Source organism: Nitrospirota bacterium (genome assembly GCA_030684575.1).
Classification (GTDB): domain Bacteria; phylum Nitrospirota; class Nitrospiria; order Nitrospirales; family Nitrospiraceae; genus Palsa-1315.
In genome coordinates, this window is record JAUXVD010000016.1 from 1 (window position 1) to 21,024 (window position 21,024).

General features: G+C 52.8%; 17 protein-coding genes. 14 read left to right on the forward strand and 3 right to left on the reverse strand.

Features of this window, described 5'->3' with window-relative positions; translation table 11 throughout:
- Positions 1-182: 182 nt before the first annotated feature.
- The 5 genes from Q8N00_11800 to Q8N00_11820 all read left to right on the forward strand — a co-directional run bounded on the left by Q8N00_11800 (position 183) and on the right by Q8N00_11820 (position 6,946).
- Positions 183-440 carry an integrase core domain-containing protein gene (locus Q8N00_11800; GenBank protein MDP2383476.1) on the forward strand — a complete coding sequence of 86 codons (258 nt, stop codon included), beginning with the start codon at positions 183-185 and terminating at the stop codon, positions 438-440.
- Between the two features lie 298 nt (positions 441-738).
- Positions 739-1,764 carry an SGNH/GDSL hydrolase family protein gene (locus tag Q8N00_11805; GenBank protein ID MDP2383477.1) on the forward strand — a complete coding sequence of 342 codons (1,026 nt, stop codon included), beginning with the start codon at positions 739-741 and terminating at the stop codon, positions 1,762-1,764.
- A 1,531-nt stretch (positions 1,765-3,295) separates the two neighbouring features.
- A complete protein-coding gene (locus Q8N00_11810) occupies positions 3,296-5,143 on the forward strand; it encodes a carbamoyltransferase (GenBank protein MDP2383478.1) in 1,848 nt (615 codons plus the stop codon).
- Positions 5,144-5,591: 448 nt separating this feature from the next.
- Positions 5,592-5,744, forward strand: a complete 153-nt coding sequence (locus Q8N00_11815) for a DUF5989 family protein (GenBank protein ID MDP2383479.1) — start codon at positions 5,592-5,594, stop codon at positions 5,742-5,744.
- Positions 5,745-5,884: 140 nt separating this feature from the next.
- Positions 5,885-6,946, forward strand: a complete 1,062-nt coding sequence (locus Q8N00_11820) for an acyltransferase family protein (GenBank protein ID MDP2383480.1) — start codon at positions 5,885-5,887, stop codon at positions 6,944-6,946.
- A gap of 335 nt (positions 6,947-7,281) precedes the next feature.
- Here the strand turns inward: Q8N00_11820 and Q8N00_11825 are convergent, their stop codons facing one another.
- Both Q8N00_11825 and Q8N00_11830 read right to left on the reverse strand, forming a co-directional pair.
- A complete protein-coding gene (locus Q8N00_11825; protein ID MDP2383481.1) occupies positions 7,282-7,695 on the reverse strand; it encodes an integrase core domain-containing protein in 414 nt (137 codons plus the stop codon).
- A 6-nt stretch (positions 7,696-7,701) separates the two neighbouring features.
- Positions 7,702-7,941, reverse strand: coding sequence for an IS3 family transposase (locus Q8N00_11830; GenBank protein ID MDP2383482.1), 240 nt, complete (start codon positions 7,939-7,941; stop codon positions 7,702-7,704).
- Positions 7,942-8,339: 398 nt separating this feature from the next.
- On the opposite strand from Q8N00_11830, the gene Q8N00_11835 reads away from it, so the two are divergent.
- The gene (locus Q8N00_11835) at positions 8,340-8,462 is read left to right on the forward strand and encodes a hypothetical protein (protein ID MDP2383483.1); all 123 of its coding nucleotides are present in this window, start codon (positions 8,340-8,342) and stop codon (positions 8,460-8,462) included.
- A gap of 359 nt (positions 8,463-8,821) precedes the next feature.
- On the opposite strand, the gene Q8N00_11840 is transcribed toward Q8N00_11835, so the two are convergent.
- Entirely contained in the window at positions 8,822-10,906 is a 2,085-nt protein-coding gene (locus Q8N00_11840) for a choice-of-anchor D domain-containing protein (protein MDP2383484.1), read from the reverse strand.
- Here Q8N00_11840 and Q8N00_11845 point away from each other — a divergent pair.
- The 8 genes from Q8N00_11845 (at position 10,788) to Q8N00_11880 (ending at position 21,022) form a co-directional block, all read left to right on the forward strand.
- Positions 10,788-11,141 carry a hypothetical protein gene (locus tag Q8N00_11845; protein MDP2383485.1) on the forward strand — a complete coding sequence of 118 codons (354 nt, stop codon included), beginning with the start codon at positions 10,788-10,790 and terminating at the stop codon, positions 11,139-11,141. The genes Q8N00_11840 and Q8N00_11845 overlap by 119 nt on opposite strands.
- Positions 11,142-12,285: 1,144 nt before the next feature.
- A complete protein-coding gene (locus Q8N00_11850; GenBank protein ID MDP2383486.1) occupies positions 12,286-13,587 on the forward strand; it encodes a nucleotide sugar dehydrogenase in 1,302 nt (433 codons plus the stop codon).
- Positions 13,588-13,859: 272 nt separating this feature from the next.
- Complete coding sequence (locus tag Q8N00_11855; GenBank protein ID MDP2383487.1) at positions 13,860-16,223, forward strand: secretin N-terminal domain-containing protein; 2,364 nt, start codon at positions 13,860-13,862, stop codon at positions 16,221-16,223.
- Positions 16,220-16,726, forward strand: a complete 507-nt coding sequence (locus Q8N00_11860) for a prepilin-type N-terminal cleavage/methylation domain-containing protein (protein MDP2383488.1) — start codon at positions 16,220-16,222, stop codon at positions 16,724-16,726. The genes Q8N00_11855 and Q8N00_11860 overlap by 4 nt, the downstream gene beginning before the upstream one ends.
- Positions 16,701-17,102, forward strand: a complete 402-nt coding sequence (locus Q8N00_11865) for a prepilin-type N-terminal cleavage/methylation domain-containing protein (GenBank protein ID MDP2383489.1) — start codon at positions 16,701-16,703, stop codon at positions 17,100-17,102. The genes Q8N00_11860 and Q8N00_11865 overlap by 26 nt, the downstream gene beginning before the upstream one ends.
- A gap of 86 nt (positions 17,103-17,188) precedes the next feature.
- The gene (locus Q8N00_11870; GenBank protein MDP2383490.1) at positions 17,189-17,977 is read left to right on the forward strand and encodes a LysM peptidoglycan-binding domain-containing protein; all 789 of its coding nucleotides are present in this window, start codon (positions 17,189-17,191) and stop codon (positions 17,975-17,977) included.
- Between the two features lie 100 nt (positions 17,978-18,077).
- Complete coding sequence (locus Q8N00_11875) at positions 18,078-19,232, forward strand: type II secretion system F family protein (protein ID MDP2383491.1); 1,155 nt, start codon at positions 18,078-18,080, stop codon at positions 19,230-19,232.
- A 62-nt stretch (positions 19,233-19,294) separates the two neighbouring features.
- Positions 19,295-21,022, forward strand: coding sequence for an ATPase, T2SS/T4P/T4SS family (locus Q8N00_11880; GenBank protein MDP2383492.1), 1,728 nt, complete (start codon positions 19,295-19,297; stop codon positions 21,020-21,022).
- Positions 21,023-21,024 lie beyond the last annotated feature (2 nt).

A 21,024-nucleotide genomic window follows, 5' to 3' on the forward strand; every position in this document is an offset into this window, starting at 1 on the left:
CGTACCGTCACCCCCGGGGACTCCAACATCGCCACTGCTTCACGTTTGTACTCAGCTGAAAACTTCCGTCGTGCTCCCATGACACCCCTCCTGGCTCATTATGAGCCGTAATCAGGTGTCCGTAAAAGTGGGGCAGAACCCGTTTGGCGATCGAAGTGGATATGTCGCTCTAGGCGGAGCGCGTGATTCGTGTGCAGGAGCAAGTGGTGGCCTGGGGTGGCCAGCTAAAGGCCATTCGGCTCGACAATGGTCCAGAGTTCATCGCCAACCGATTTATGGCGTGGTATGCCGAGCGCACGATTAAGGTGCGCCATATTCAGCCGGGGAAGCCGGATCAAAGCGCCTTCATTGAGCGGTACAATCGAGCCAATCGCACCCGAGTGCTCAATGCTTATGTATTTGAGTCATTGGATCAGGTGCGAGAGATTACCACAGAATAGTTGCAGAGTTATAACGAAGAGCGGCCCCATAAGGCGTTGGCGTGGTTGCCACTCGCTACGTATCGGGTCAACCTTGAGGCCTGAATTTCTTCTCTGGAAATGTTTTCTTGACGGGGAAGCGTACGAACATACTTTTCGTTTTTCATCGACTATAGGTGGCTGTCTAACTTAGAGTGGTGGTCTGTAAGTGTGTTCATTTTCTTGAGTATTGCTGGATGCGGCAGTCGCGACTCTGATGCCGATTCTCAATCCCCTGTTCTGCGTATGATTAGCTCGGAGGACAACAATGGAGCCCCCTGTGCATAAGCCTCGCATTCTCAGCGAGTGGGCAATCGGATTCCTCTTGATCACGGTATCTTGCATGGTTGCGTTGGGTCTGGCCGAGATGGTGGTGCGGGTCTTTTTTCCGATCTCTGATGGATTGGAGAATGTCACGCTTGATGGGAAGCCGATTAAGAGTTTCTTCGAGCCTGGCAGTGTGTACAGACAGATTGCTAATGAGTATGACGCACTTACGACCATTACGGATAAAGGCCATCGAGTCCCAGGAGTTGAGGGGAATCCAGACATCGTATTCATTGGTGACTCCTTTACTTATGGGTTCGGTCTCAATGACGAGGAGACATTTGCGTTAGTTTACTGCAGGCAACAACGCCGTGAGTGCGTGAATCTCGGTATCCCAGGCAGTGGCACATTGAGGCAGGTTGAAAAGCTTGAGACGTTTATCGAAAAGTGGCACTGGAAACCAAAAGAGGTGAAACTGTTTTTTTTCGGCATGAGCGGTAGCTTTTCCGCTGGTAACGACTTTGTTGACAACTACGATCGGTATGTACGGGAACATTCGAGCCAGGCCAATGTCGAGCAGAGTGTGCAAGATAGAACTCCAAGAGGGGGGGCGCCGCTTGGATTCACTGAACGCCTGATTAACTTGCAAGGTGCTATTCTGGAGCACTCAACCATAATGCGCTTGGTCAAGTATCACTGGGGTCCGATGCTCAAGAGCCTTTTTGTCGTAGATCCCGGTAACGAACGTATGGCGGTGGCTTTAGTTGCGACCAGGGAAAGTCTCGCCAAGCTAGACGAATTGAGCCGCCGAATTGGTTTTGATTATAGCATTTATCTTTTGGTCCCAGTACAGGATGTTATTCGAGGTACGTACGGGGAAACGTTGGCGACGCTCAATAGTGTTGCGCCCAAACCTGTTGTCGCTACGGCACAGTTGTTTCTCGACTCACCTAAAGATTATTACTACGCGTTCGATGGGCACCTTAACGTGAAGGGCAGTAAACGCATCGCGGAGTTCTTGATATTGAAAGATCACTGACGCGATGAACGCCGAGGACGATTATTGGGGATGAAGAGGATTAGCTTGGTGCGAAGAATAGCGAAGGCACTCGTTCTTATCCTCGTGACTGTAGTCTGTGCGATAGCATATTTTCTATATCCTCCTGAGCCACGAGCAATCACGTTCCCGGGCGGCAAGCAATTCGCGTTCTCGATCGTCGACGATACAGATTTAGCAACCCTTGATCGAGTCAAGCCCCTCTATGAGTTGTTGTCTCGGTATGGGATTCTCACGACGAAAACGATCTGGGTATTGGAGTCGAACGAGCCCACTCATTCGCCAAACCAAGGTGATTCATTGCGTGATCCTGCCTATCGTGCGTTTATTCTTGACCTGAAACGTAAGGGATTTGAGATCGCGCTACACGGAATTCGCGGCGGTAGTAGTGTGCGACCTGACATTATCAACGGGCTTGAGGAGTTTCGGCAAACGCTGGGGCAGTATCCTGGGATACATGTCAATCACTCACTTAATCGAGACAACGTTTATTGGGGGGAACATAGGTGGTCTTTCGCTCTCTTTCGGTGGGCCTACGCCTCGATAGGTAAACATGAGTTCTCCGGGCAGGATAGTGAGTCGGTCTATTTTTGGGGCGACTTGGTTAAGGAACACGTACAGTACGTCAATCAGTTTACATACGGTGACGTCAATCTTCTTGCAGTCAATCCTTCGATGCCATACCGTTTGGTAGACAAGCCGTACGTTAACTACTGGTTTCCGACTGCAGACGGAGATAACCTCGACCGGTTTGACCATCTCCTTCGGACTGAGAATCTTGATCGGCTTGAGCAAGAAGGCGGAGTATGTTTGGTCTATGCCCATATGGGGGCAGGAAGCTTCAATCGGGACGGTGTGGCTGATCCTCGGTTCGAGGCTCGGTTGAAAGATCTAGCCTCGCGCAATGGCTGGTTCGTTCCAGCATCAGAAATACTTGACTATCTGAAGGCGCAGCCAGGCTGGAGAGCAGATCTGAGTTTTAGAGAGACGGTTAGACTCGAAATACTGTTTCTCTGGAATGCAATGCTTCGGAGTGTCTTGCCTGCCCCCCACCTCGTTCAACTCACAAGAGGATCGCAGTGGCCTCTGGCGGTATGACTGCAAGGCATTGCAGTCATTTTAAGGGGGCACAACGAAAGATGGCTGTGGAAATGAGTAAGTCACCCTAGGTTATTAGGTTATAAGGTAAATGGATTGTCCTGAATGAAAACATTTGCCGTAGGAACTTCCTGGTGAAACGTTTTCTCGTACCGACCCAATGGCCTCAAGCTTTAGATTGTCATTGTCAGGACGCAAGAGCTGAGCGCGATCTTGGAGGGTGGGGCGATTGGGGAGATGGTATGTTGGGGAATCATTTCCCAGAGAAGAATCTGTTGACGGAATAGGCCAGACAGCGTCGCTATTGAGGTGCACACATTGTTTTTTTGCAGAACAGATCATTCTGGTTGTGGCGTAAGTTCTGATTGGCAGGGCAAGCCATTAATCCTTAAACTCTTACGGTGGAGTGAAGCCAATGGTTAACATCCTCGGCATTTCTGCGTATTATCACGACAGTGCCGCGTGTTTGGTGCAGGACGGTGAGATCGTCGCGGCAGCGCAAGAGGAACGGTTTACTCGGAAGAAGCACGACCCAGGGTTCCCGCATCGGGCAGTTGAGTATTGTCTATCCGAGGCAGGCATAGGCATTAAAGACCTAAAGTATATCGTGTTCTACGACAAGCCGCTCATCAAGTTTGAGCGATTACTGGAGACCTACGTAGGATTTTCTCCGAAGGGAATCCAGTCATTCCTGGCTGCGATGCCTGTGTGGATGAAAGAGAAGCTTTTCCTGCGGAACTTGCTTCAAAAGGAGGTCATCGCGTGCTCTAACGGCCTCGACAAGTCTGAACTGCCTGAGTTCCTCTTCGGTGAGCATCACGAATCTCACGCAGCATCAGCCTTTTATGCGTCGCCCTATGAGCGGGCCGGTGTGTTGTGTATGGATGGCGTAGGGGAGTGGGCGACCACATCGGCTTGGTTGGGGGAAGGGAATAAGCTTACCCCGCTCTGGGATATTCCATTTCCTCACTCCATCGGGCTGCTGTACTCAGCCTTCACCTACTACACGGGTTTTAAAGTTAACTCCGGCGAATACAAAGTTATGGGTTTGGCTCCGTATGGAGAACCTAAGTACGTCAAGGCTATTTACGAACATCTGATTGATCTCAAGCCGGACGGCACATTCAGAATGAATATGGAGTATTTCAATTACTGCACCGGTTTAACCATGACGAGTCGAAAATTTGATGACGTATTTGGAGGCCCCCCCCGCAAGGCGGAGTCGAAGTTCGGACAACGGGAAATGGATTTGGCCCGTTCGATTCAGGAGGTGACGGAGGAGGTTATGCTTCGTTTGTCGAGAACGATGCATCGAGAAGCAGGAGTGGAGTATCTCTGTTTGGCCGGCGGTGTCGCACTCAATTGTGTGGGAAACGGGAGAGTGCTCCGCGAAGGACCGTTTAAGGGTATCTGGATTCAGCCTGCAGCCGGTGATGCCGGTGGTGCGTTGGGTGCTGCACTGAGTGTGTGGCATCAGTACGAGGACAAGCCTCGGACTGCAGACAATATTCACGATAAAATGAAGGGGAGTTACCTCGGCCCGGCATTCAGGAGTGAAGATGTCGGAAAGAGGCTGACGGCTATCGGGGCGGTATATAGCAGGTTTGATGAAAAGGATTTGTATAATCGGGTGGCCGATGAGTTGGCTGCCGGGAAGGTCGTGGGCTGGCATCAGGGACGTATGGAGTTTGGTCCACGATCCCTTGGCGGGCGCAGCATCCTTGGCGATGCACGGAATACGAAAATGCAGTCGGTATTGAACCTCAAGATCAAATACAGGGAGTCGTTTAGACCCTTCGCGCCTTCTGTGCTGAGAGAACGAGTATCGGATTATTTTCAGATGAACTGCGATAGTCCCTACATGTTGCTCGTCGCGCCTGTCCTGGAAAAACGACGACTTCCGTTCGATTCTGGGCAGAAAGAACTCTGGGGCATTGAGTTGCTCAATGTGCCGCGCTCAGATATCCCATCCGTTACGCACATCGATTACTCCGCCAGAATTCAGACGGTTCACGAAGAAACGAATCCCCGGTATTACAAGTTACTCAAGGCGTTTGAACAAAAGACGGGGTATGCCACTTGTGTGAATACGTCGTTCAATGTGCGAGGCGAACCAATCGTCTGCACGCCTGAAGACTCCTATCGCTGCTTTATGCGGACGGAGATGGATCTCCTGGTTGTCGAGAATTATGTGTTGAGGAAAGAAGATCAGAAGCCTCTTGAAGGGGATTCTGATTGGAAAAAAGAGTTTGAGCTGGATTAATTAGCCTAAATGGGGGACCTGGACCATGGATCATGCTGCAACACGTAAGGACCTACGTCAGTTTGGATTGATAGTTGGGGCGGTCTTTGCCGTGATTGGTTTTTGGCCACTCGTATTTCGCGGTGAGCCGTTACGGCTGTGGGCTGTAGGCCCTGGCGGGGCACTGATAGTATTGGGCGCCGTTCTCCCTATGGTTTTAGCTCCAATCCACAAAGGATGGATGTGGGTTGGGCATGTTTTGGGGTGGATCAATACCAGGATTTTGCTCGGTATCGTGTTTTATGGGTTGGTGACGCCAATCGGGTTCGTGTTCCGTCTCATGGGGAAAGATACGATGAGGCAGGCATTTTCCAAGTCGAGCACAACCTACAGGGTTGTCCGGTCTCCACGACCTCACTCCCATATGAAGTATCAATTTTAAGCGATTGCTCGTCAATAGGAGGTGAGTATGGGCGGTATTGTCATGGAATTGTGGGCCTTCATGAAAGAGCGAAAGAAGTTTTGGCTCCTTCCAATCATTTTCGTGCTCGTACTCCTTGGAGGGCTGATTGTATTAACTCAGGGCTCAGCCGTGGCACCATTTATTTACACGCTATTCTAGATTGCAAGTATCTCAGCTAGCAGCCATCGCAATGGATTGGTGTAAGCCGATGGCGGAGCATCGAGAATTTCAAGTACACCAGGGTGAGGTTATCAACTCACCTGTTCGAACTTATTTTCGTCACGGGTGCTTTTAGTCTTATGCGAAATAAGACGGTCGACATTGCGAGGGGCATTGGAATATTGCTCGTTGTCTTTGGGCACAGTTGGATTGTGCTTCATGAGAAAGGAGAGTTATTTAGAGTTATTTTCTCATTCCATATGCCACTATTTTTCCTTTTATCAGGTATTTTCTTGAAAGAAACAGAAGCGTTGCCCTCGTTACTGAAGTCTAAGGCGAACTCGTTACTCAAGCCATATTTTGTTGTTTTGGGTGGTCTTGGTATCGCTCACATCCTGGGAGGGGACGGATCGCTGCTGTATTTTATTGGGTTAATCTACTCTACGGGGTCGACGATTGAGTGGGTGCAACTTTGGTTCTTGCCACATCTCTTTGTTGTAGTTGTTTTTTCATGGCTAACAGTAAAAGCATTCTCGGGCAAGCACCTAAACAAGAAGATATTTGCTCTGGTGCCTGCTGTATTTCTAATATTAGGGGCCTTCGCTATTCAAATGTTTTGGTTGAAGCCAATGTCTGAATTTGGGGGTCCGAGTTTCCTATTCGGGAAAAAAGCATTACTTCCAGGACTTCCATTCAGTGTCGACCTCATTCTTATTTCTTCGGCGTATTTTCTGGCGGGATATATGATGTCGAGATACATCCAGAGCATTACCTTCAGCCCGCTTCTCTTGTTATGTGCTGGTTCTATATTCTTTGGCCTACACTATTTCTTTGACGAAACAATTGATCTGAATCGCAGGATCTACGGAGATATACTGATTTCTTCGATGCAAGCATTCTCAGGGATTTACATTGTTTTGTCGGTGTCTTCGGTGCTTTCTTTTTCCTCAAGTCTTGCAACGTTATTTGGACATATTGGCTCTGGTAGTATTTTCATACTGATCTTTCATTGGTTTTTCATGGATAACGCCAGACTGTTTTTTGATGCTAATACTTCAATGGACCCATATGTTATCGGCACGTTCGGTTTTCTGTTGGCTGTCGTTGCCCCTCTGATTCTATTGGAGGTTACGCGAAGGCAGCGGTTGTTGTCGGTACTGTTGCTTCCAGGGAAATCTAGTATAAGCTCGCCTTCACCCTGAGATGATTTGAGCAGAACGCGCCTGGTCCTTGAAACTGAAGCCACCTCTACGACATGGTTCTTCTTCGTGGATCAAGGAGTGGCAGGATCTTCCCTGTCAAGGAAGCCGTAGGCAAGAAGAAATTCCGGTTTAAAATTTGGCTCGGTAGAGGTCGGGCGGTAAGTCCGCCAACGACTCAAACTCATAGGCACGGATGCCCCCCATTTGTTACACCACGAGCAACGAAGTTGACTCCTGCGCTGGCTGGGGCTGGTTGTGATGGTGTGGTTGATGGACTCCATGGGTGTCACAGCCCCGATGGCACTGTGCGTCCGCTCTTCATTGTACTCTCGTCGCTAGGCGACTATCACAAGTTGCGATTCCTGCAACGTCAGAATCCGGCGCTCGTTTAAACACTCATCCAGAAACTTGCCGTTGAAGCCCTCAATACACGCGTTCTGTACCGGCTTCCCCGGTTGAATAAAGTGCAGGCGCATCCCGCGTTGCGAGGCCCAGGCATCCAAGGCCGTTCCGGCGAATTCGTGACCGTTGTCAGGAATCATGGTCTTTGGCAGCGGGTGTGTCAGGAACAGCCGATCCAGCGTCCGGCACACTGGTGTCCCATCAATCGACAGATCCACCTCAATCTCAGAGACTTCTTTTGAGTAGAGATCGGACATCGTCAAGCACTTGAACCGTCGGTCAGTCACGAACCGGTCATGGACGAAGTTCATCGCATAACAACGTCCTGGGTGCGTTGGCTTTGGCAAGGCAACTCAGGGAAGCGTCGCGGACTTCTTCCGTCTGCGCCACCGAAGCGTCAGCCCTTCATCGCGATAATAGAGCCGATCCACCTTCGTTTGATTCACAGGCCAGCCCTTCCGCCGTAACCGGACATAGATCCGTGGACACCCATCTCGCTTCTTGGTTCCCGCAATCTCTCGGATCCGCGTCTGTAGGGCCGCAGCCTTCTGGCATCGACTGCGATATCGCAGCGTGTTCTGATCGAGGGCCATTAAGGGCACACCCGTCGCTGACTCAGCCTAAAGCGCTCGGTTGCCCACTGGGCCACCGAGCGCTTCGCCTTGGGCATTACCATTTTTGCGGCGAAGACCTTCAGCAGCTGACTGTCCAGCGGTTGCTCCGCGACCATCGGTTTCAGCCGTCTGTTTTCGTCTTCGAGTTGTGAAGCTTCTTCATGTCACTGACTTCAAGCCATACTTCGCTCGCCACTTATAAAATGAGGCATTCGAGATGCCGTGCTTGCGGCAGAGCTCTTGGCCTCCAATGCCCGCCTGGGCATTCTTGAGCACTACGATGATCTGTTCTTCCTTGTGCCATTTCCGAGTCGTGGGCCCCTCTTGTGGGCCTCATCTCAGCGCAGTCGGACTTCCTAGCCAATGGTCTAGTTTCCGTGGGGAAGGCCAACGCCGCGTTCTACGCCAAGACGGACGAGGTGTTGGTCAAGATTGCACCGCGATACACCTCGTCCGAGGTCGTCGCATTTCTGACCGACATCGTGACCTATCAGCCTTGAGGCAAAGAGATTCACGTGATCGAGGATAACATCTTGGCGCACAAGACCGCGCGGGTCGAGGCGTTTTTCTCCCAGTATCCGATGGTGCAGCCGTGTCTCACCTCGACAGACTCCTCCTGACTCAAGCAGGTCGAACTGTGGTTTGCCAAGATCGAGCGCGACATGATTGCCCGTGGCGTCTTTGCCTCGGGGCCTGATCTCAAGCGAAAGTTCATGCGCTATATCCAGCACTACAATACGCAGCCAAAACCCGTGAAGTGGACGTACTTCGATGCGTCACGTCGAATTGTTCCCGAATCAATCCTTCCAGTCCACTATTTCTTAACTGCCGTCGTTTTATGGGGAGACGTCAGGGCATTCTACGGAATGTCGATTCTTGCTTCATTTGAATATCCACTTTCATTGCCTGCTGTGTTGTAGGCCGTGACGGCAAAAAAGTATGTGGTGCTCGCCGAGAGCCCTGTCGCCTGGTAGGAGAGCGTTCCAGCAGAGACTGTGGCTAGGGCAGTGCCATATGCGCTGGATGCTGTTCTTCGATAGATCTTATATCCAGCCAAGTCGATCTCTGTATTTGCGGCCCATGTCAATGTAACAGCTGAGGTCGTGGGAGCACTGACCGTCAACGTGACGGCCACTGTTCTTGATGTTATCCCAGTCGCACTGACGGTGATGGTGCCGGTGTAGGATCCGGCGGTAAGCCCTGTCGTATTTACCGTGGCTGTCAATGTACTACTGCTGCTGCCAGATGCCGGAGAGACGCTTAGCCAGGAAGCATTATCGCTCACGGTCCAATTTGCGACTCCCCCGGTGTTTGTTAGCGTAACGGTTTGATTCACCGGATTAGATCCGCCCTGTGCTGCTGTATAGGTCAGACTTGTTGGGCTCAAGCTGATACTGGGGGCTGCAGTAATGGTGAATGTCACGGGAACGGTTCTACTCGAGGCTCCGGTCGCGCTCAGGGTGATATTTCCGGTATAGCTGCCGGCTGTTAGGATTCCCGTGGTTACGCTTACGGATACCGTGCCATTCCCAGTGGCGGAAGAAGGTGAGGCCGCCAGCCAGGTGGTGTCGGGAGTTGCGCTCCAGCTCAAGGTTCCACCACCGGTGTTACTGATACTCATAGTTTGTGCAACGGGGTTTCCACCTCCCTGCTGAGCCGTAAAGGACAGGCTGGATGGGCTCATGCCAATTGCCGGTGGAGCTGCAACTGCAAAGGTCACGGGAATGGTAACCGAAGCGGCCCCAGTGGCCGCGATCGTTACCGTGCCACTATGGCTGCCTGCAGTCAGGCTGCCGGTCGCTGCGGTCAGGGTAACGGCGCCATTGCCTGTGCCTGAGGTGGGTGACGCTGTCAACCAAGCGGCGTTGTCGCTGACTGACCACGTCAATGTGCCACCGCCGGTATTGCTAATGGTCAGAGTCTGGTTTGCTGGATTGACTCCGCCCTGTGTCGCGGCAAAGGTCAGGCTGGTTGGGCTTGCGCCAATCGCCGGTGGTACGGGGGCCGCTGTAACTGTCAGGCTGACAGGAATGGAAACAGAAGAGGCTCCAGTGGCGGAGAGTGTAATCGTTCCGGTATGGGTTCCGGTGGCCAACGTTCCCAGTATGGCAGTAACGGTGACCGCGCCGTTGCCGGTTCCTGAGGCTGGTGCGACTGACAGCCATGCTGCATCATCGCTGGCCGTCCACGTCAATGTGCCACCGCCGGTGTTGCTGATGGCTAGCGCCTGAGTTGCTGGGTTGGCGCCTCCTTGTTGTGCCGTAAACGACAGACTGATCGGGCTTGCCCCGATCGCGGGTGCAACCGGCGCTGCCGTGACGATGAGCGCTACTGGGACAGTGACAGATGCTGCTCCTGGGGCAGAGAGTGTAACGAGAGCATTATGGCTCCCTGCTGTCAGAGTGGCGGTATTCACGGTCAATGTCGTAGGGCCGTTTCCGGTACCGGAGGCTGTCGACAACATCAGCCAAGCGGCATTGTCGCTAGCTGTCCAGTTCAGGGTTCCACCACCGGTATTGCTGATCGTCAGAGTTTGGGTTGCCGGATTGGACCCTGCCTGTGCTGTGAAGGAGAAGCTTGCCGGACTTGCGCCAATCGCGGGAGCCACGGGAGCAGTGGTGACGGTAAATGAAACAGGAACAATAACCGGGGAGGCTCCAGTCGCACTGAGCATCACTGTGCCAGTATAACTTCCTGCTGTTAGGGCTCCGGTCGCTACGCTCACAGACACGGAGCCAGCTCCAGTTCCTGCGGAGGAGCTGAGCGACATCCAGGCTGCGCTATCGCTCGCAGTCCAGCTCAAGGTTCCGCCACCGATATTGCTGATGGTCAAGGTCTGTGTGGCGGGATTGCTGCCTCCTTGCTGGGCTGTAAAAGACAGACTGGTTGGACTTGTTCCGATCGCGGGTACGACTGAAACTGCCGGAGCCGAAGGCGGCGCGATTAATTGGGCCAGCCTCGGCATCTCTGCGGCCAATCTGCGCATCGTTCGTCCGCCGGAACCTCCAGGGCCTGAGTTGCCTGAGTTAGCCGTGCTTGCAGCGGCCAGTGGGACGGACCCGGTCGACGCTGTGCTAGCTGCCAAGGATCCCGTGGTTGGTGACGGAGCGGTACTCATGGCGGCAAGAGGAAGGGTCGATCCGACGCTCCTGCTGAGAGATGAGGGCTCTTTGGGCTGAGAAGTTGGGTTGTCGCTTTGTGGTGTCGACGAAATTGCGGGCAAGGAGGCGGATGGGGAAAGTTCGACGGTCGCAAGGGGACTGCTGTCAGGCTTTCGAATCAGTCGGTGCGGTTTGCGAACTGCAGACTGCGCGTCCTTCTTTTCCAGTGATTTCATCGGAGACGGAGGGACGGAGGTCATGTTATCGAGGCGCCGACTTTGAATGCCTGTCCTGCTGGTTTCCTGGCTAGCTGGACTTGTCAGCTGCTGGGCGGAGGCGGAAGATATCGGCTGAAGGAGTAGCGATGTGGCTACAACGCCAAATAGCATCATGAGAGTCAAATGTAATGGTTGGTGTATCGCTTGGCGCATGGTCTGGATCCTCCGTATTTCACTATCCGCCACGTTATTATGTATCGATCGAAGCGGATTTCATGCTTGGCTCAATGAGAGGCAAATGCCCCGACCATGGTAGGTCTGATTCGGGTATGCACTGCCAGTGGGGGAGGTTGAGCAAGAGCAATGCCCCGGTTCGCATCTGTGATGCCTGGTGATATCTCAGTTTCAAATCAATTCAGCAAAACAACGACTTGAGGTGTCTGGTCTATAGGACTTTTGGGGAGGGCTGGCAGGGCAGGTGTAGGTACGGAGAGTAGCCAGCCCCAAAGATTCGAACATGTTATTATTTAGATTCACTACTAATCGTAAAAAGTTGAAATTAAATAGATATATTGTTTTTACTGCAAGCCTTATCATTGGAACTAGGCGAGAGTATGTAGCTTTTTAAAAGGTACAAGACTGTGCTCCTATCCTGTTTTTGCCCTGAGGAATGAGGTGGAGTTTGGTTAGTCTCCTCTCCTGATAGAAGTGATTTGTGTACCTACGTAGCTAGCAAAGGAGAGTGGCCAGCTCTCGCAATGTCTCAATAGTCGATACGTGGTTGCCGGCTAGATCTAGTGTTGGTGGGATGCAGTCCATAGATGTTAGCGCACGACCATCTTGGATGTCTTTTATGATTGCTACGATTATCGGCGGGAGTAAACGTGAAAAATTGATTAACATGATGTTCTAACTGCATGAACGGCTCCTCGCATAGATTCACTCGATTTCGTTGACTGACGTTCGAGGTTCTGCCATTCTCATGAAAAACTACGGAGAGATTTATGGCTCAACAGAAAGACACCGCGCGAAAAATTGCTGTTGTAGGACTCGGCTATGTTGGTCTTCCTATTGCGGTCGCATTCGGGAATCGGCAGCATGTGATTGGCTTTGATATCAACAAGGCAAAGATTGCAGAGTTACAGAAGGGCCTTGACCGTACGGGTGAGGTGTCTGCGGCTGAGCTGAAAGCGACGGACGTTCACTATACATTTGAACCTAGCGATCTCAAGGCCGCAGATTTCATCATTGTGGCCGTTCCTACGCCGATTAATGAAGCTCTTCAGCCTGACCTGACGGCTCTTCGCAAATCATCTGAGCTCATAGGTGCGAATCTCTCACCCGGTTCGATTGTGGTCTACGAGTCGACGGTCTATCCCGGCGCCACCGAGGAGGTGTGTCTTCCTATTTTAGAGAAAATATCAGGGATGAAAGCAGGGGTTGATTTTAAGATTGGGTATTCCCCAGAGCGGATTAATCCAGGAGATAAGGAACATACGCTGGAGAGAATTATCAAGGTTGTATCGGCCCAAGATGACGCATCGCTTGAGATTGTTGCCAACACGTACGAACTTGTAGTCAAGGCGGGGATCCATCGGGCTTCCAGTATTAAGGTTGCTGAAGCGGCGAAGGTAATTGAAAACACCCAGCGAGATTTGAATATCGCGCTGATGAACGAGTTAGCACTCATCTTTCACCGTCTTGGAATTGATACTAAGTCTGTGCTGGATGCGGCAGGAACAAAGTGGAATTTTCTGAGGTTTACTCCAGGCCTCGTTGGCGGTCACTGTATTGGCGTTGACCCGTATTATCTGACCTCCAAGGCTGAATCAGTTGGATATCATCCTCAAGTAATCCTCGCCGGCCGGCGTATCAACAACGGGATGGGGAAATTCATTGCGGAACAAACGATGAAACTGCTTAGTCAGCTTCCTCGTCCGGTCAATGATCTCAAGGTGGCAGTATTAGGACTTACATTTAAGGAAAATGTTCCCGATCTGCGCAATAGTAAAGTCCCCGATATTATTCAGGAGTTGCGCGAGTATGGCGTTCAAGTACTTGTGCATGATCCGATTGCCGAACCAGAGGAAGCGGTCGCAGAATACGGCATTCATCTCCAGCAGTGGGATGATTTGAAGAACGTCGATGGAGTGATTGTTGCCGTGGCTCACCGTGCGTATGCCGAAATGAACTTGGAAGAATTGCTCAAGCCTCTTCGAGATCAGCGTGATGGGGTGGTTATTGATGTGAAGAGCCTACTTGATCAGGCGAAGATCTCACCCTCGTTGAAGTACTGGCGCCTGTAACATACTCGAGGGTGGTCGGTTCTGCCTGCCGACCTAGGAACCAGGGCCTTTCACCGGGGCCATGGTTCTTCAGAGTCGAGGAAGTTGGCTCGGCCACGCAGAAAATTTTCAATCTAGTACGTGCCAGGCACGGCCCCCATATCTCACTGTCAGCAGAGTTTGTGATTCTCATTGCCCCACTCTATAGAGGCTGTTATAGATGGCTTGTGGCAGTAGGCCTTCACGTAGTTTCACCTGGATCAGTTTTTCGCGTTGGCAGCATTGGGTAACCGATGAATAGCGAGGACAATACGATACTGAAACATACGGCAGTGGGGATGTGCTGTGCCATTGGAACAATGGTAGCTCTTTCTGGCTGCGCCTACTTCATTTCCCCTGATATCAAGCGAGGCGACCAACAACTCGCTGCAGGGAAATGGGAGGAAGCGAGTCTCGCCTATAAGCAAGCGCTGAAAGACGATCCCTTCAATCCCACCTTACAGAGCAAATACATCATGGCTCGAGAACGAGCCGCGGCCTTGTATGAGGAGCGAGGACGGGCTTATCTCAAAGAACATCAGCCCGACCTGGCATCGGAGCAGTTTAAACGTGCACTGACCATTGAACCTTCCAGCCAGGAGCATCAATCAGGGTTGCTTGAAGCGCTTCGCTTAAAAGATGCGCGTGGCCAGAATCGGGAAGCAGATCGCCTTGCCCAACTCGGTCGGACCGATGAGGCCATGGAAGCGTACGCCAGAGCGGCTGAGCTGGATCCTTCGTTTAAGGAGCCTCTTGAGAGTATTGCCAGACTCACCGAAGAGCAGCAGGCACTGAACCGTGACGATCGGCGGAAGCAGCCGGTGACACTTCGGTTTCGCAATGCCGGGCTCAAAGAAGTTTTGGAAGGGATTGGAAAGGCCGGGGGGATCAATCTCATTTTTGATAAGGATGTCCGAAACGACCCCGTGACCATTAGCATCCAGGACACACCGTTCGATGATGCGTTCAACCTTATTCTCAACAGCAATAGCCTCTTCTCCCATACCATATCCCCGGGCGTGATGATTGTCAGCCCCAATACCAGGCAGAAGCAGGAGCAGTATCAAGATCTGATGATTCGGACGTTCTACTTGTCCAACGCCAAAGCGAAAGACATGTTGGTGTTGTTGAAGAGCATGCTCGATTCCAAACGAATGCATGCCAACGAACAATTGAATACGATTGTGATTCGGGACCAACCGGAAAAACTGGAGATGGCGGAAAAGATCATTTTGGCCAACGATCGCCTGGACTCTGAAGTCTTATTTGATGTCGAAGTGTTGGAAGTCGATCGTACGGTTGATCAAACCTATGGGTTGACCTATCCCAAGCAAATTGCCGGCGCCATCGTGCCTCCAGGGTTTTCTGGTGCGATCGCGGGGGATATTGCGCAGCAGTTCACCCGCGGACAACTCACCGATCTTGGGGGGAGCAACTATCTCTTTAAGCTTCCGACCAACATCCAGTTGGACTTCTTTAAACAGATTACCGAAGCCAAGACTCTCGCGTCGCCGAAGGTTCGGGTGGTCAATAATAAGAAAGCGGAAATCAATATTGGGGATAAGCAGCCGATCCTGTTATCCACAACGAATGTCTTGCCAGGGCAAGCTGCCACAGGCGCCGTCCCAACAACCTCGACGGTGACCTCGATTGAGTTCCGTGATACGGGAGTCAAGTTGACGGTTGAACCATCCATCCATTTAGGAAACGAATTGTCTTTGAAGATGAAGATTGAGGTCATTCGCCTTGGCGAGCAGGTGACCCTCCAAGCCAATCCCCCCATTACTCAGTTTAAGTTCGGCAATCGGTCCGCGGAAACCATGCTCAATGTGAGGGATGGCGAAACCATTGTGTTGGGAGGGCTGATCCAAGAAGAAGACCGAAAAACCCGCACGACTATTCCATGGATCGGCGATCTTCCGTTTATCGGTAATCTCCTGAGCTCGTTTATCACCAAACGGGTTACCACCGAGGTGATTTTGACGATCACACCACACATCATTCAAGGCATGACTCCTCCCGGGCTGAGTAAACAGGTGTTCTGGTCCGGAACGGATTCAACCTATGCGACGAGTCCGCTGTTTACCCCGCAGGGGAAGAAAATGTCCATGATGGGGAATGGGGCCGCCGGTGCGGGGCTCTCATCATTGGGAGTGGCGTCAAAGGGAGGGGGGGGAGGGAAAGCCTCTACAGCATCACTTACCCCATTGGTGTCGGTGGGGGCGGTCGCTTCGATCAGACCGGATGAGTCGGTCATTCAAATGGGAAAAGAATTTACGCTTGCCATCGATGACGAGCGTCTTCGGCCTGCGGGAGAAGGCGTGTTTCAGCTACAGTATGATCCAAAGGTGCTGGAGTTCAGAACGATTCTGAATGGCAACGTCATCTCGCTCGATAGCACGGGTGAGGAGGCGTCCAATAGTTCGGTAACGCAAGCAGGGATGGTGACGTTTAAGTTTTCGCCAGTAGCAAGGCAGGTTGGCGGGCGGACCGTCACGGTCACCTTCTATGCCAAGGCGCCTGGCGTATCGCCTGTGCGTGTGGTGTTGGTGGATTCCGCTGCAGAATCATCCACGGCACCAGCTCAAGAAGGAAAAGGTATTGTGAGGGTGCGGTGAAAGAGTCAGGCGTGACCCTTTTGGAGCTTCTGATCACGCTGACGATTGTGATGGTCCTTGCTTCTGTCGCGATGCCGCTCAGTCGACTGTCGGCGAAACGGACTCACGAAATAGAATTGCGCCAGCATTTGAGGATCATGCGGGCGGCCATCGATACCTTCAAGTTGGAGTGGAACCGCGATGGCGACGTACTATTGGGGCCGGCTTGCTTGAAGAATAAGCTCACCTGCAAAGACGTCACGAGCGCCTACGGATATCCGAAGTCTCTGGATATGCTCTTGGGAATCAAGCTCACCAGTGAAGAGGCGACGGTGAGGGGCACGACGACGAAGCGGTATCTGAGGAGTCTTCCTCTCGACCCCTTCACCGGCAAGGCCGATTGGGTATTCCGATGTTATCGAGATGCGCCGACGGCATCGAGTTGGTGCGGTGACGATGTCTACGATGTGATGACTCAAAGTCAGGACATGGCATTAGATGGAACGAAGTATCGAGATTGGTAGGCGTGGCACACGGGGCTCAGATGGCTTCACACTGATCGAACTGATGATCGTGGTATCGATCATCGGTATTCTGGCTACGCTGGCGGTGCCTTCGTACCAATCGTCGGTCGTCAAAGCTAAGGAGGCTGCCTTGCGTCAGGATCTTTCGACACTTCGGGATGTGTTGGATCAACACAAGGCGGACCAGGGGAAGTACCCTCTGTCTCTGGCGGCATTGGTGAGTGCCGGGTATTTACGTGGCATGCCAAAGGACCCCTTCACTGGTTCGACAACCACCTGGCAAGAGATTTCTGATCCGATCGAAGGGGGCGTGGTCGATGTCTTTTCCGGGGCTGAATTTGTGGGGACGAGCGGTACCCCGTACAATCGTTGGTAAGGATGTGTATGTGCAATCGCGATCGTAGTCTGGTCCAGGCTTCAGCCGACGCAAGACGCGCCAGTTCTTCAAGGGTGCGAGTCGGAGTGTTAACAGTTGTCGGGTTAGCCTCAGTCCTGTTTGTGGGATGTGGCGAGCTTGAGCCGATGCGCGAGCCGGAGGTGGTTGAACTTCAGCTGACCACAGACACATTAAAAGCGTCGGTGCGCGATGCGCAGCGGATGGTGGCGGAGTTACGGGCCGATCTTGAATCGCGGCGGAGTGAATTGGCCGAGGCTCAGGTGGCTCGAGCCCAGCTGGAAGGTCGAGTCAGAGAAGCCGAGCGACGGGTCATCGAAGCGAGGCAGGTTATTGAGTTGCAACGGGAAGAGCTGGCCGTTGCTCGGACGGATCGAGATCGTGTGTCACGAGGCAGTCATCAGTTACAGGGTCAGTTGAAGCAGCTGCAGAAGCAGTTTGCGCAACCCGGGAAATCGGAATCGGCTCATGATGGGCAAGGGGCCGCTCCACCACCGTCTCGCGGTGCAATGCGCAAAGGTTCGAAGGCGACGCAGGTTCCTGCACAACGAAGTCAGCTCTCGGAATTTCCAGAGATGCCTCGGGCAGGTGCGATCGCCGCGACGGTGTCGCAGGTGCCGGTCGACCGTGAGTCCTTGTCAGCGGTTGAGTCTCAGCCGGCGCCAGCTAAGCATATCTCCGTAAAGCCTGGTGATACGCTTTGGAGTATCGCGCAGAAGTATCGAGTCAATACGGAACGTCTGCGGACGTTCAATCAATTGACCGACAATAGGATTGTCATTGGACAGGCCTTATGGTTGCCGGATGATCGGCCCATGTCCGTGGCTGGTGCCGATAACGTTGAGTCGACGCCTTAACATTCATTCTTGTTATCCGCCTGATATTTGTGCACGCCGTACCATGCCTGTCTTTGCTTACAGAGTGGCCCGTTCTGATGGATCAACCCTCGATGGAAAGATGGAGGGAGAGGAAGAACACCTCGTTCGATCCAAGCTGGAAGGCCAAGGCTTTCTTATTTTTCGTCTGCAACGGCAGGGGGGAACTACAGCCGGTTTGGGTCTTGGGGGGCGGGCGTTTGGGAAACTTCCACTCGGCGAATTTTTAGTATTCAATCAAGAGCTGCTCGCGCTTGTGAAAGCCGGTCTCCCCGTATTGCGAGTGTGGGATCTCTTGATCGAGCGATCCAACCATGCAGGATTTCAGCAATCCTTGCGGACGGTTCGACAGGATATTCGTGGAGGAGCGTCGGCGTCCGAAGCGTTGGCAAGACACCCGGCCCATTTCTCTGAACTGTATATTGCGACGATCAAAGCGGGCGAACAATCAGGGAATCTCGCCGAGGTGCTGCAGCGATTTATTGCGTATTTGAAATTGATGATCGGGCTGCGCCAGAAAGTTTCGAAAGCACTGGCCTATCCTGCCTTTCTCGTGCTTGTCGGGATTGCCGTTATTGGGTTTCTGTTGACGTACGTCGTGCCGACATTCGTGTCAGTCTATGCCGAGACATCGAAATCGTTGCCGCCTGCCACACAGCTGTTGCTCGATGTGGTGACAGGCGGCAAAGCATACCTGGTGCCTGGGTTTGCAGGGCTCGTTATTCTTGGGCTCATAGGCCGCGCGTACTATGCGACGTCGGCAGGGCGACTCGTCGTGGATCGACTGGTATTGCGCGTGCCCATCGTGGGGCCGATTTTCGTGAAACATTATACGGTGCAGCTCACGCGCACGCTTGCGACGATTCTTGCCGGAGGCACTCCGCTTGTAGAGGCATTGTCGATTGCACGAGGGGCTATCTCTAATCGGTATGTGTCCGTCGGAGTGGCGGGCACGGTGGCGGAAATTCGCGAAGGGACGACGTTGGCCGCCGCGTTGGATCGTCCAAAAGTATTTCCAAAGCTCGCGGTGGAGATGTTATCGGTCGGTGAGGAGACCGGATCCTTGCCGACGATGTTGCACGATGTGGCTGAATTTTATGAAGGTGATCTGGACCTCCAGCTCACGCAACTGACGACCTGGATTGAACCGGTGCTACTCTTGATTATGGGGGTTTTAGTGGGCACGATCGTCATCGTCATGTATCTGCCGGTCTTTCAAATGGCTGGGGCGGTGTAGTGCTGCAGACTGGCAGTACAGGGATCGGCTTGTTGTTCTTATTGAGGAGTGAGTAGGAGCCTATGTTGCGGACTGTGACTCGCCCCACGCTGATGGATGTGCTTGTCCGGCAGGGGATTCTGCCGAAGCAGACGATTGACCAGGTGCTCAGCCGCTTGGGTGGCGTGACGGCAGCTCTCGGGCAGACCTTGGTCAGTGAGGGGCTTCTCTCTGAGGAACAGTTGGCGCGCGCATTGGCGGCCCAGTTTGACTTGCCGTGTAATCTGCTCACAGAGTTTCGGGTTGACCAGTCGTTTTACGACTCCATGTCGGTAAAACTCATGCAACGGCATCCGTTCATTCCGATTGCAGAACATCAAGGCCGCTTGGCTGTCGCCATTCCCGACCCTCAGGACCTCCTGGCCCTGGATGAGTTGGAGTTGCTCTTGGGCCGTCCGTTGGACTTGGTCGTGAGTCCGAGAAGTTCGATCCTGGCGTCTCTGGAACGTAGTGAAGGCTCTAGCCAAGCCCTTCGGGAACTCGAAGCCGAGTATCGATCTGTGCTGGTGAAGGAGGACGAGCGTGGAGAGGAAGTCCTCACGATGGACCACGCAGGAGAGGATCAAAGTCCTGCCGTCAAATTACTGGACTCGATTCTTCTGAGCGCGTTACAGCGTCGGGCCAGCGATATTCACATTGAAGCGGCCGATCATGCCACTAAGGTGAAGCTACGGGTTGATGGAATTCTCGTTCCGGCAATGGAACCGCTCGATGTCCGGCTCCATGCGCCGTTGGTCTCGCGACTCAAAGTGATGTCTGATCTGGACATCGCCGAGCGGCGGGTACCGCAAGATGGAAGCTTCCGGATGCGGCTGGAACGAAAGACCGTCGATTTCCGTGTCTCAATCCTCCCGAGTGTGTTCGGTGAATCGGTCGTCATTCGTATTCTCGATCGCGAAGCCATTACGACGGGCGTGTCGACGTTGCGATTGGAACGACTGGGATTTAACGCGGAAGATCTGAAGCGTTTTCGGCGCGCGATCACGCGGCCCTACGGCATGGTGTTAGTCACCGGTCCGACTGGAAGCGGGAAGACGACGACGCTGTACGCCGCGATTACGGAGATGAATATTAAGGACGACAAGTTGATCACGATCGAAGATCCGGTCGAGTACCAACTGTCGGGGGTCGTGCAAATTCCCGTGAATGAGAAGAAAGGCCTGACCTTCGCACGTGGGCTTCGGTCCATCTTGCGTCATGATCCTGACAAAATCATGGTCGGCGAGATACGCGATGGGGAGACCGCGCAAATCGCCATTCAATCGTCGCTCACCGGCCATTTGGTTTTGACGACGGTGCACGCCAACAACGTGTTCGATGTCATTGGGCGATTTGCGTCAATGGGAATCGACGCCTACAACTTTTTGGCTGCGCTGAACTGTGTGCTGGCGCAGCGGCTGGTTCGCATGGTGTGTCTCGCCTGCCGCGTGGAGGTCAAACTCGATCAAACGCTGGCGGAAGAATCCGGTCTCGATTTCGAAGAATACAAAGACGTGCCGTTTTATGAAGGCAAGGGGTGCCAGGAGTGCCATGGTACTGGGTATCGCGGACGAAAATGCATCACGGAGTTTCTGGATCTGAATGACGAAATCAAAGAAATGATTCTTGCTGAACGTCCCCTCTCCGAGATTCGCTATCGTGCGGTGACCGGCGGGATGATCACGTTGCGGCAGTCCGCTCTCAGAAAGGTATTGGAAGGTTCTACGACCTTGCGTGAGATTAATCGAGTGACGTTCAGTGAGGAAGGGTAAGT

Bases quoted from the DNA above. Each gene is read 5' to 3' on its own strand.
- Q8N00_11875 (MDP2383491.1), top strand. From the start codon at position 18,078: ATGGAGGGAGAGGAAGAACACCTCGTTCGATCCAAGCTGGAAGGCCAA.
- Q8N00_11865 (MDP2383489.1), top strand. From the start codon at position 16,701: ATGGAACGAAGTATCGAGATTGGTAGGCGTGGCACACGGGGCTCAGAT.
- Q8N00_11845 (MDP2383485.1), top strand. From the start codon at position 10,788: ATGGTCAAGGTCTGTGTGGCGGGATTGCTGCCTCCTTGCTGGGCTGTA.
- Q8N00_11830 (MDP2383482.1), bottom strand. From the start codon at position 7,941: ATGGCCCTCGATCAGAACACGCTGCGATATCGCAGTCGATGCCAGAAG.
- Q8N00_11850 (MDP2383486.1), top strand. From the start codon at position 12,286: ATGGCTCAACAGAAAGACACCGCGCGAAAAATTGCTGTTGTAGGACTC.
- Q8N00_11855 (MDP2383487.1), top strand. From the start codon at position 13,860: ATGAATAGCGAGGACAATACGATACTGAAACATACGGCAGTGGGGATG.
- Q8N00_11815 (MDP2383479.1), top strand. From the start codon at position 5,592: ATGGGCGGTATTGTCATGGAATTGTGGGCCTTCATGAAAGAGCGAAAG.
- Q8N00_11820 (MDP2383480.1), top strand. From the start codon at position 5,885: ATGCGAAATAAGACGGTCGACATTGCGAGGGGCATTGGAATATTGCTC.
- Q8N00_11810 (MDP2383478.1), top strand. From the start codon at position 3,296: ATGGTTAACATCCTCGGCATTTCTGCGTATTATCACGACAGTGCCGCG.
- Q8N00_11880 (MDP2383492.1), top strand. From the start codon at position 19,295: ATGTTGCGGACTGTGACTCGCCCCACGCTGATGGATGTGCTTGTCCGG.